6 protein-coding genes and 1 pseudogene are annotated in these 9010 nt (G+C 43.9%); 6 read left to right on the top strand and 1 reads right to left on the bottom strand.

Going from position 1 to position 9010, the window contains the following annotated elements:
* Positions 1 to 1149, top strand: a 1149-nt coding sequence (locus A0765_RS10725) for a collagen-flanked surface repeat-containing protein (protein ID WP_142325652.1), incomplete at its 5' end; no start/stop codon positions are given.
* A 117-nt stretch (positions 1150 to 1266) separates the two neighbouring features.
* Positions 1267 to 2415, top strand: a complete 1149-nt coding sequence (locus A0765_RS06980) for a glycosyltransferase (protein WP_062005578.1) — start codon at positions 1267 to 1269, stop codon at positions 2413 to 2415.
* A 172-nt stretch (positions 2416 to 2587) separates the two neighbouring features.
* Here A0765_RS06980 and pepT read toward each other — a convergent pair.
* Positions 2588 to 3811 (bottom strand): annotated as a pseudogene (gene pepT / locus A0765_RS06975) (peptidase T).
* 281 nt (positions 3812 to 4092) lie between these two features.
* Between pepT and A0765_RS06970 the strand changes: the two are divergent.
* From A0765_RS06970 to A0765_RS06955, 4 genes are all read left to right on the top strand, one after another.
* Positions 4093 to 4725 (top strand): copper homeostasis protein CutC, encoded by a 633-nt coding sequence (locus A0765_RS06970; protein ID WP_062005576.1) that lies wholly within the window; start codon positions 4093 to 4095, stop codon positions 4723 to 4725.
* Between the two features lie 11 nt (positions 4726 to 4736).
* A complete protein-coding gene (locus tag A0765_RS06965; protein WP_062005574.1) occupies positions 4737 to 5408 on the top strand; it encodes an MmcQ/YjbR family DNA-binding protein in 672 nt (223 codons plus the stop codon).
* 112 nt (positions 5409 to 5520) lie between these two features.
* Positions 5521 to 7269 carry an ABC transporter ATP-binding protein gene (locus tag A0765_RS06960; RefSeq protein ID WP_062005571.1) on the top strand — a complete coding sequence of 583 codons (1749 nt, stop codon included), beginning with the start codon at positions 5521 to 5523 and terminating at the stop codon, positions 7267 to 7269.
* The gene (locus A0765_RS06955; RefSeq protein WP_062005569.1) at positions 7266 to 9005 is read left to right on the top strand and encodes an ABC transporter ATP-binding protein; all 1740 of its coding nucleotides are present in this window, start codon (positions 7266 to 7268) and stop codon (positions 9003 to 9005) included. Before A0765_RS06960 ends, A0765_RS06955 begins: the two co-directional genes overlap by 4 nt.
* The last annotated feature ends 5 nt before the right edge of the window (positions 9006 to 9010 follow it).

The following is a 9010-nucleotide window of genomic DNA, read 5'->3' as shown; positions in this document are numbered from 1 at the left end:
ACAGGTGCTACTGGAGCAACTGGTGCGGATGGTAAAGATGGTAAATCATCATTAACTGATGTAGTTGATAACCACGATGGTACTCATACTGTTAAAGTTGGAATCGATAAGAATGGTGATGGTAAGCTTGATCCAAGCGAAGTAACTTCAACAACTATCGTGAAAGACGGTAAAGATGGTAAGACACCATTAGCAGAAGTAGTTGACAACCAAAATGGAACACACACCATTAAGATTGGTTTTGATACAAATGGTAATGGTAAGCTTGATCCAGATGAAGTAACCTCTGCTACAATCGTTAAAGATGGAAAAGACGGTAAAGATGGCAAGGACGGCAAAGACGGAAAAGATGGTCAAAGCTCACTTGTAACGCTCGTTGAAAATGAAGATGGTAGTGTTACTATTCTTGTTGGAATTGATAAGAATAACAATGGTAAGGTTGATTCTGATGAAGTAACATCTTCTACAATTATCAGAAATGGTAAAGATGGTAAGGACGGCAAAGACGGAAAAGATGGTAAAGATGGTAAAGATGGTAAGGACGGTAAAGATGGCAAGGGTGTAACCGGTCCAACTGGTCCAACCGGCCCTACAGGTCCAACCGGCCCAACCGGCCCTACAGGTCCAACCGGTCCAACTGGTCCAACCGGTCCAACTGGTCCAACCGGCCCTACAGGTCCAACTGGTCCAACCGGCCCTACAGGTCCAACCGGTCCTACAGGTCCAACTGGTCCTACAGGTCCAACTGGTCCTACAGGTCCAACTGGTCCAACCGGCCCTACAGGTCCAACCGGTCCAACCGGTCCAACCGGTCCAACCGGCCCAACTGGTCCTACAGGTCCAACTGGTCCAACCGGTCCAACCGGTCCAACCGGTCCAACCGGTCCTACAGGCCCAACTGGTCCTACAGGCCCAACTGGTCCTACAGGTCCTACTAATCCAATAAAACCAGTAGTTCCAACAGCTCCAACAGTTCCAGCTAAGCCAACAAAACCTGCAGGAACAACCAAAGTAGTAGCTAAGTCAGGAACCCTTCCTAAGACTGGTGACAATAGCAACCATGAAGTAGGTGTGGTAGGCGCAGGACTTCTATCAGCTGCACTTCTAGCTGCCTTAGGTGTTTCTAAGCGAAAAGAAGAAGAACTCTAAGATATTCTATTTATAAAATTTAAGCAATATCAAGTTTAGAGTAAAACAGAGGCTATTAGGATTATTAAAATTCTACTAGCCTCTAGTTTTGTTGTATTAATGTTTTGGAGGAATTGAATGTCATCAATTGTATTGAATATGATTGTAAAAAATGAAGCCCATATAATTTTGGAAACACTCCAAAATTTGGTCAATTCAATCACATTTGACTACTGGGTCATTTCTGACACTGGCTCCACAGATGGAACGGAAAACCTCATCTTGAACTTTTTTAGTGAGGTGGGGATTCCAGGAGAATTGCACAAAGATGAATGGCAAAACTTTGCACATAATAGAAATTTAGCCCTAAATTATGCAAGAGGAAAGGGAGACTATATTCTAATCTTTGATGCAGATGATTTCGTTGAAGGTAGTTTAAAAATTTCTACTGATCTTGAAGCAGATGCCTATTATCTCAATTTTTCAGATGAGAGTGGAGTTCTTTCATTTCGTCGTGTAGCTCTTGTTAAAAATAATCCAGAAATTTATTGGCGAGGAGTTGTGCATGAATTTATTGAATTGCCTGAAGGTGCCAGTTATGGAAATCTTGTAGGACCTTATTCAGTCATTGCAAGAACAAGAGGCGCACGAAGTCTAGACGATGATAAATATTATCATGATGCAACTGTACTTGCAAATGCTGTTTATAATAATCAAGACCCTGATTTAGAGCCTAGATATACCTTTTATTGTGCGAGATCTTATCGTGATGCAGGTTTATACCAGGAGGCCTTGTCTTGGTTCAAAAAACGTGCAGTTATGACGGATGGATGGTCAGAGGAAGCTTATTATTCTTGTCTAGAAATAGCGCAAATTTATGAAAATGAAGGGAAAGCTCTTGAAGGACGAGAGTATTTGGAAAAAGCTATCCAGATTAACCCTAATCGCGCTGAAGCATGGTCTCAATTAGCTAAATTATATAGAGAATCAGGGCAGCATCACATTGCTTTTGCTTATGCTTATATGGCTAAGGATTTAGAATTGAATCCGGATAGTCTTTTCAGCTGGAACAGGGTTTATGACTATTGGATTCCATTTGAATTGTTAGAAAATGGTGTCAAAATAGGGAATTTTGAAGTTGCCTACCAAGGCTTCAGAGCTTTGATTATGGCAGGACAGGCCGATACTTATAAGAATTATTATGAATACTTGCCTCAATTTGAACAATATCTAGATAATGAGATTATTGAGAAGATTATAGAGGTAATCAACGGTACAGAAGCTTAATTGAATCAGTCAATACAGTTTTTGTCGACTATAACGACCTGATACATGCCAAACTTTGGAGAGGACCAATTGGTCTTCTCCTTTTTTGCTCTTGGAGCAGTTGGTATTAGCTTAACTTTCAGTTTTAAAAGTCAAAAAAACAGAAATTCCTTATGAATTTCTGTTTCTTTATTTATTCTTGATAAGAGACGATGCCAATGATAGTATCGACAGCGCGTTCCATGGTTTCTAGGCTGACATACTCAAATCGTCCGTGCATATTTTCACCACCGGCGAAGAGGTTTGGTGTCGGAATACCCATAAAGGAAATTTTAGAGCCGTCAGTTCCGCCACGGATAGGCTCGATGACAGGCTGGATGTCTAGGCTTTACATGACTGCTTTGGCGATATGGATTGGTGTCATGTCCTTTTCAATGACCTGCTTCATGTTGTAATACTGGTCTTTGAGGGTCAAAATAACGCGTTCGCTGCCCAGCTCTTGGTTCATCTTATCAGCAATAGCCTGCATAGCAGCTTTGCGATTTTCAAAAGCCTCTGTCTCAAAGTCGCGGACAATGTAGCTGGCTTGGGCTTCTTCGACAGTACCGGTCAGGTTCATCAGGTGGTAGAAGCCTTGGTAGCCCTCGGTTTTCTCTGGTCGATCAGCTTCTGGTAGCTGGTTGTGGAAGTCAATAGCCAGCTGGAGAGCATTGACCATATGGTCTTTGGCAGTTCCTGGATGGACATTGCGGCCTTGGAAGGTCAGTTCTGCTCCAGCAGCGCTAAAGGTCTCGTACTGGAGCTCACCTAGAGGTCCGCCATCTACCGTGTAAGCAAAGTCTACATTGAAGTTTTCAGCGTCAAACTTATCAGCTCCGATACCGATTTCCTCGTCTGGACCAAAGCCCACTCGGATTTCTCCATGCTTGATCTCTGGGTGGGCAGACAGGTATTCGATAGCAGTCATGATTTCAGCAATACCTGACTTGTCGTCTGCTCCCAAAAGGGTTGTTCCGTCAGTCGTAATCAGAGTTTGGCCCTTGTATTTATGGAGACTGGCGAAGTCTGCAGGATCTAAGTTAAAGCCAGATTGCCCAAGCGGTATCACACCGCCGTCATAATTCTCAATGACCTGTGGCTGGATGTTCTCTGCGTTGAAATCCGCCGTATCCATGTGGGAAATAAAGCCAATCTTGCGGGTAAAGCTAGGATCGTTGGCTGGCAGAGTTCCAATCGCAAAGCCGTTGGGCAGGTAGTAGACATTTTCCAAGCCAACTCGCTTCATCTCAGGAATGAGGACATTGTTAGCAAAGTCCACCTGACTCTGGGTGCTGGGTGTAGTAGTAGATGTTTCGTCTGAGCGTGTGTTAACTTTGACATAGGTCAGGAAACGATCTAAAAGATTAGGGTATTTCATAAAAGCTCCTTGTTTTCATAGATTAAGTCTATTTTAGCACAATCTTGAACAAAAGACATCCGTAAGTAACCATTTCTCTAGTTGAAAGGTCTTGGAAGATGAGTACAATGGAAATAGGTGAAAATCAGGCTTGTAAGATTGAAGAATAGGATTTTGTGCAAAACTATGAATATAAAATGATTGAGAAAAGCAGTGGTAAATATGCTAGAGGTTCATGTTAAAGGAAATTTTGTGATATAATAAAAAGTAGAAAATCAATATAGTAAATAAGAGGTAGTGCCATGATTTATGAATTTTGTGCAGAGAATATCACCTTGCTAGACAAGGCTTTAGAGGCTGGAGCGAAGCGGGTTGAACTGTGTGATAACCTAACAGTTGGTGGAACAACGCCTAGCTACGGTGTCATCGAGGCTGCAGTACGAATGATTAAGCCTTATGATGCGACTGTGATGACCATGATTCGTCCTCGTGGTGGGAATTTTGTCTATTCAGATTTGGAAATCGAGATAATGCTTTCGGACATTCAGAAGGCACGTGAGGCAGGGAGCCATGGCCTCGTTTTTGGTGTTTTAACGGAAAATAACGAGATCGATTATCCTAAGATGGAGCGGCTGCTTGAGGCAGCTCAGGGGCTGGATGTGGTCTTCCATATGGCTTTTGACGCTATTCCTGCTGAATATCAGTTCGGAGAGCTAGACTGGCTGGTTGAACACGGTGTTAAGCGGATTTTGACTCATGGTGGGCCAGCGTCAGAGTCCATTCTAGAGCATTTGGCTTGGCTGGATGAGTTGATTGAGCATGCGGCAGGACGGATAGAGATTTTACCTGGTGGTGGAATTAATCTAGAAAATCGTGACGAGATTGTTGACGCTCTAGGTGTTGATCAATTGCATGGCACCAAAGTAGTATTTTAGCAGGAAAGCTCATGCTGGATTTGTTTGAAAAATACAGGCTGAAGGAAGAGAGTTTACTGGATAATGGTTTTGTCAGGTCTGGTGCAGAATACAGATATTCGACTAAGATTATGGCTGGTGACTTCCAGATGGATGTACTGATTTCCGATAGAAAGCTGGATTTTCAGGTGCTTGACTTGGATACAGGTGATGAATATCGACAAGTCAAGATGGAAAGTATGGCTGGAGAATTTGTCGGACAAGTCAGGTCGGCCTGTCAGGAAGTCCTACTGGACATTCGGCAGCATTGCTTTGAGGAAGTAGGCTTTCTTTATGAGCAAAGTCAGCGACTGAGTAGCTATGTGGCGACTACTTATCAAGGGCAGTTGGAATATCTTTGGGAAAATTCTTCTCGCAAAGGCTCTAATAGAGCCGCTGTTTTTCGTCATCAGGATAGTAAGAAATGGTACGGAGCTTTTTTGACAACCGATTGGTCTAAATTTGAAAAGGAGCGCAGTGGTACGATCGAGGTTCTAAATGTCAAGAGTGACCGAGTTGCGGAATTTATTCAGCAAAAAGGAATTTTCCCCGCCTTTCATATGAATAAAAAATACTGGCTCAGCCTGCCTTTGGATGGAACCTTGTCGGATCAGCAACTTTTTGATTTGCTAGACACTAGTTTTGTTCTAACTAAGAAAAAATGAGCATAGTTTGCCTGAGTTTCATTTTTATCTGAAATAGCGTATAATAGAGATAGTGAGAAACGGACAGTCGGATTAAGGGCTGTCCGTCCTTTGTTTGGAATGAGGAAACGGAATGAATCTTATCAGAAAACTGGACTGGTTTTTTAAACTGGAGAAACGGCGTTATATGATTGGCATTTTGGCCTTGTCTCTGGTCAGTGTGTTTAATCTGATTCCGCCACGGGTCATTGGGCAGGTCATAGATAGAATCGCTAGGCAGAGTCTGACTACTGAAGACCTTATTTATAATCTTCTTCTTTTGATTTTGTCCGCTTTTATCATGTATGGTTTGCGGTATGTCTGGCGGCTCTATATTTTTGGCACAGCAAATAATCTGGGGCGCATCTTACGCTTTCGGCTTTTTGAGCATTTTACGCGGATGTCGCCAAGTTTTTATCAAAAATATCGAACGGGTGACCTTATGGCTCATGCGACCAATGATATCAATGCGGTAGTCAGCGTGGCTGGTGGCGGTGTTATGTCAGCGGTGGATGCTTCTATTACAGCCTTGGTGACCCTCATCACCATGTTCTTGGTCTTGGACTGGCGGCTGACCTTGATTGCTATTCTCCCTCTGCCCTTTCTGTCTTGGGGAACCAGCTTGATTGGTCGGAAGAATCACGAGAGCTTTAAGGCCGCTCAGGAGGCTTTTTCTGATCTCAACAACAAAGTTCAGGAAAGCGTAGCAGGGATTAAAGTGACCAAGTCCTTTGGCTATCATAATGCAGAGACTCAGTCCTTTGCAGCCATTAACCAAGAAGTCTACCAAAAGAACATCTTGGCTGCCAAGTACAATTCCCTGTTTGACCCGATGGTGCTGATTTTTGTCGGCTTATCCTACGTTCTGACTTTGATTTTCGGAGGAATATTTATCTCTAAAGGTCAATTTACAGTCGGTGAGCTGGTTACCTTTATGACTTATCTGGATATGCTCGTGTGGCCACTGCAGGCGATGGGTTATCTAGTGAATATCAGTCAGCGGGGAGCCGTTTCCTATGAACGGATTGAGAACTTGCTGGCTGAGGAGTCGGATGTCAAGGAAGCCCAGCAGTCACTTGCCAGCATTCAAAATGGCCGACTGGACTATGAGATAGCTTACTTTGCTTATGAGAACGAAGTGACTTTGAAGGATATTCACTTTACATTAGAAAAAGGGCAGACCTTGGGGATTGTCGGACCGACTGGATCTGGGAAGACCACCTTGCTGCGCCTCTTGCTTCGGGAGCAGGATATTCAGAAAGGAGCAATTTATCTGAATGGCCACGATATCCGAGAGTATGCTCTTAAGGATCTGCGCGGTCTAATTGGTTATGTGCCCCAGGATCAGATACTCTTTGCCCTGTCCATTCGGGACAATATCCGCTTTGCCAATCCAGAACTATCAGAAGAGCAAGTCATCCGAGCAGTCCAACTTTGTGGTGTTTATGAAGATATTAAGGCTATGCCGAATGGTTTGGATACGCTACTTGGAGAGCGAGGCGTCTCGCTTTCTGGCGGTCAGAAGCAGCGTTTGGCTATGAGCAGAGCCCTCATCACTAATCCAGAAATTTTGATTTTGGATGATTCCTTGTCAGCAGTAGATGCCAAGACCGAGCATGTGATTTTAGAAAATCTCAAGCAGGAACGAGCTGGCAAGACGACCATTATCACTGCCCATCGTCTGTCAGCCATTGTCCATGCGGATTTGATCCTAGTGCTGGAGAATGGCCGTATTAAGGAACGAGGTAGCCACCAAGAATTGCTGGCAGCACAGGGCTGGTATGCTCAAACCTATCAAAATCAACAATTATATGAACGCTTTGAGGAGGAGTCTGCAAAATGACAAAACAATCAACTTTTAGACGCCTTCTAGATTATATGTGGCGCTACAAATGGATTATCCTCCTGGCTCTAGTCTTTATTTTTGCGACAACACTGGTGACAACGGCCTTGCCACTCTTGGCTCGTTCTTATATTGACCAGTTTGCCAGCCGAGAAGCAGCCACAAGCGGTCTCTATCTGCTGGGGATTTACTATGGTCTCTTTCTTTTGCGGGTGCTCCTTACTTTTCTGGGGCAGTATGCCTTTGCACGGGTGGCTTATAGCATTGTCCGCGATCTCCGGCAGGAAACTTTTGCGAATATGCAGCAATTACGCATGGCTTACTTTGACCAGACTGCAGCAGGGTCTATCGTTTCTCGCTTGACCAATGATACACAGTCAGTGGCTGATATGTTTAGCAGTATTTTTTCGAACTTCCTCAGCTCCATGCTTATCTTGGTGGTGACAATTGCTACCATGCTAGCTCTGAATTGGCGGCTGACTCTGCTGATTGTCCTCTTTTTGCCTATCATGCTTGGCTCGATTATCCTGTATCAGCGGCTATCCAATCGCTTGCTCAAGAAAGTTCGAGCCAGACTGAGCGACCTCAATGTCAAACTTTCTGAGAGCATTGAAGGGATGCGGATCATTCAAGCTTTTAGTCAGGAAAAGCGGCTAATCGAAGAATTTGAAGCAATCAATGGGGAACACCTAGACTTTAGCAATCGCTATCTGAATGTGAACAGTCTCTTTCTTCGCCCTGCCATGTCTTTGCTGAAAATCTTGGCATATGCCCTTATTCTGACTTATTTTGGCTTGAGTTGGCAAGTAGCTGGAGTAACTGCGGGTGTCATGTATGCTTTTATCCAGTATGTCAATCAGCTTTTCAATCCCTTGATTGATGTCATGCAAAATTACTCTGTTCTTCAGACATCCATGGTGGCTGCAGAGCGTGTTTTTGAACTGATGGATCGTCGAGACTTTGAGCCTGAACAAGCAGAAGAGGGACCTGAGATTCAGGCAGGCAATATTGACTTTCAGCATGTAACCTTTTCCTATGTCGGAAAGAGGGAGATTCTAAAGGACATTTCCTTTAGCGTTAAGCAAGGTGAAACGATTGCCTTTGTCGGGTCAACGGGGTCGGGAAAATCCTCCATTATCAACCTTTTCCTGCGCTTTTATGAATTTGAAAAAGGTAAGATTCTTATTGATGGCAGAGATATCAGAGACTATAGTCAAGCAGAATTACGACGCAATATTGGTCTTGTTTTGCAGGATCCCTTCCTCTACCACGGCACTATTGCCTCCAATATCCGTATGTATCAGGAAAATCTATCGCAAGCGGAGATTGAAGAAGCAGCTCGCTTTGTCGATGCTCATGACTTTATCAGCCAACTACCTCAGGGATATGATAATCCGGTTACTGAGCGAGGCTCCACCTTCTCTAGTGGCCAACGACAGCTTTTGGCTTTTGCTAGAACCATCGCAACCAAGCCTAAAATATTGATTTTGGACGAAGCCACTGCCAATATCGATTCAGAAACTGAGGAGCTGATCCAGCATTCTCTCCGGAAAATGCGGCAGGGTCGAACCACTATTGCCATCGCCCATCGGCTGTCTACGATTCAGGATGCCAATTGCATCTACGTTTTAGATAAAGGGCGCATTATTGAGTCTGGTAGCCATGAAGAGCTTCTAGCACAAAATGGGACCTATAAGAAAATGTATCAGTTACAGGCAGGGATGATGGATGCTTGATAGAG

This window comes from Streptococcus cristatus, assembly GCF_001588905.1.
GTDB classification, from domain to species: Bacteria; Bacillota; Bacilli; order Lactobacillales; family Streptococcaceae; genus Streptococcus; species Streptococcus cristatus_N.
Note: the sequence above shows the minus strand (reverse complement) of the source record. Positions and strands in the feature narration are given on the sequence as shown.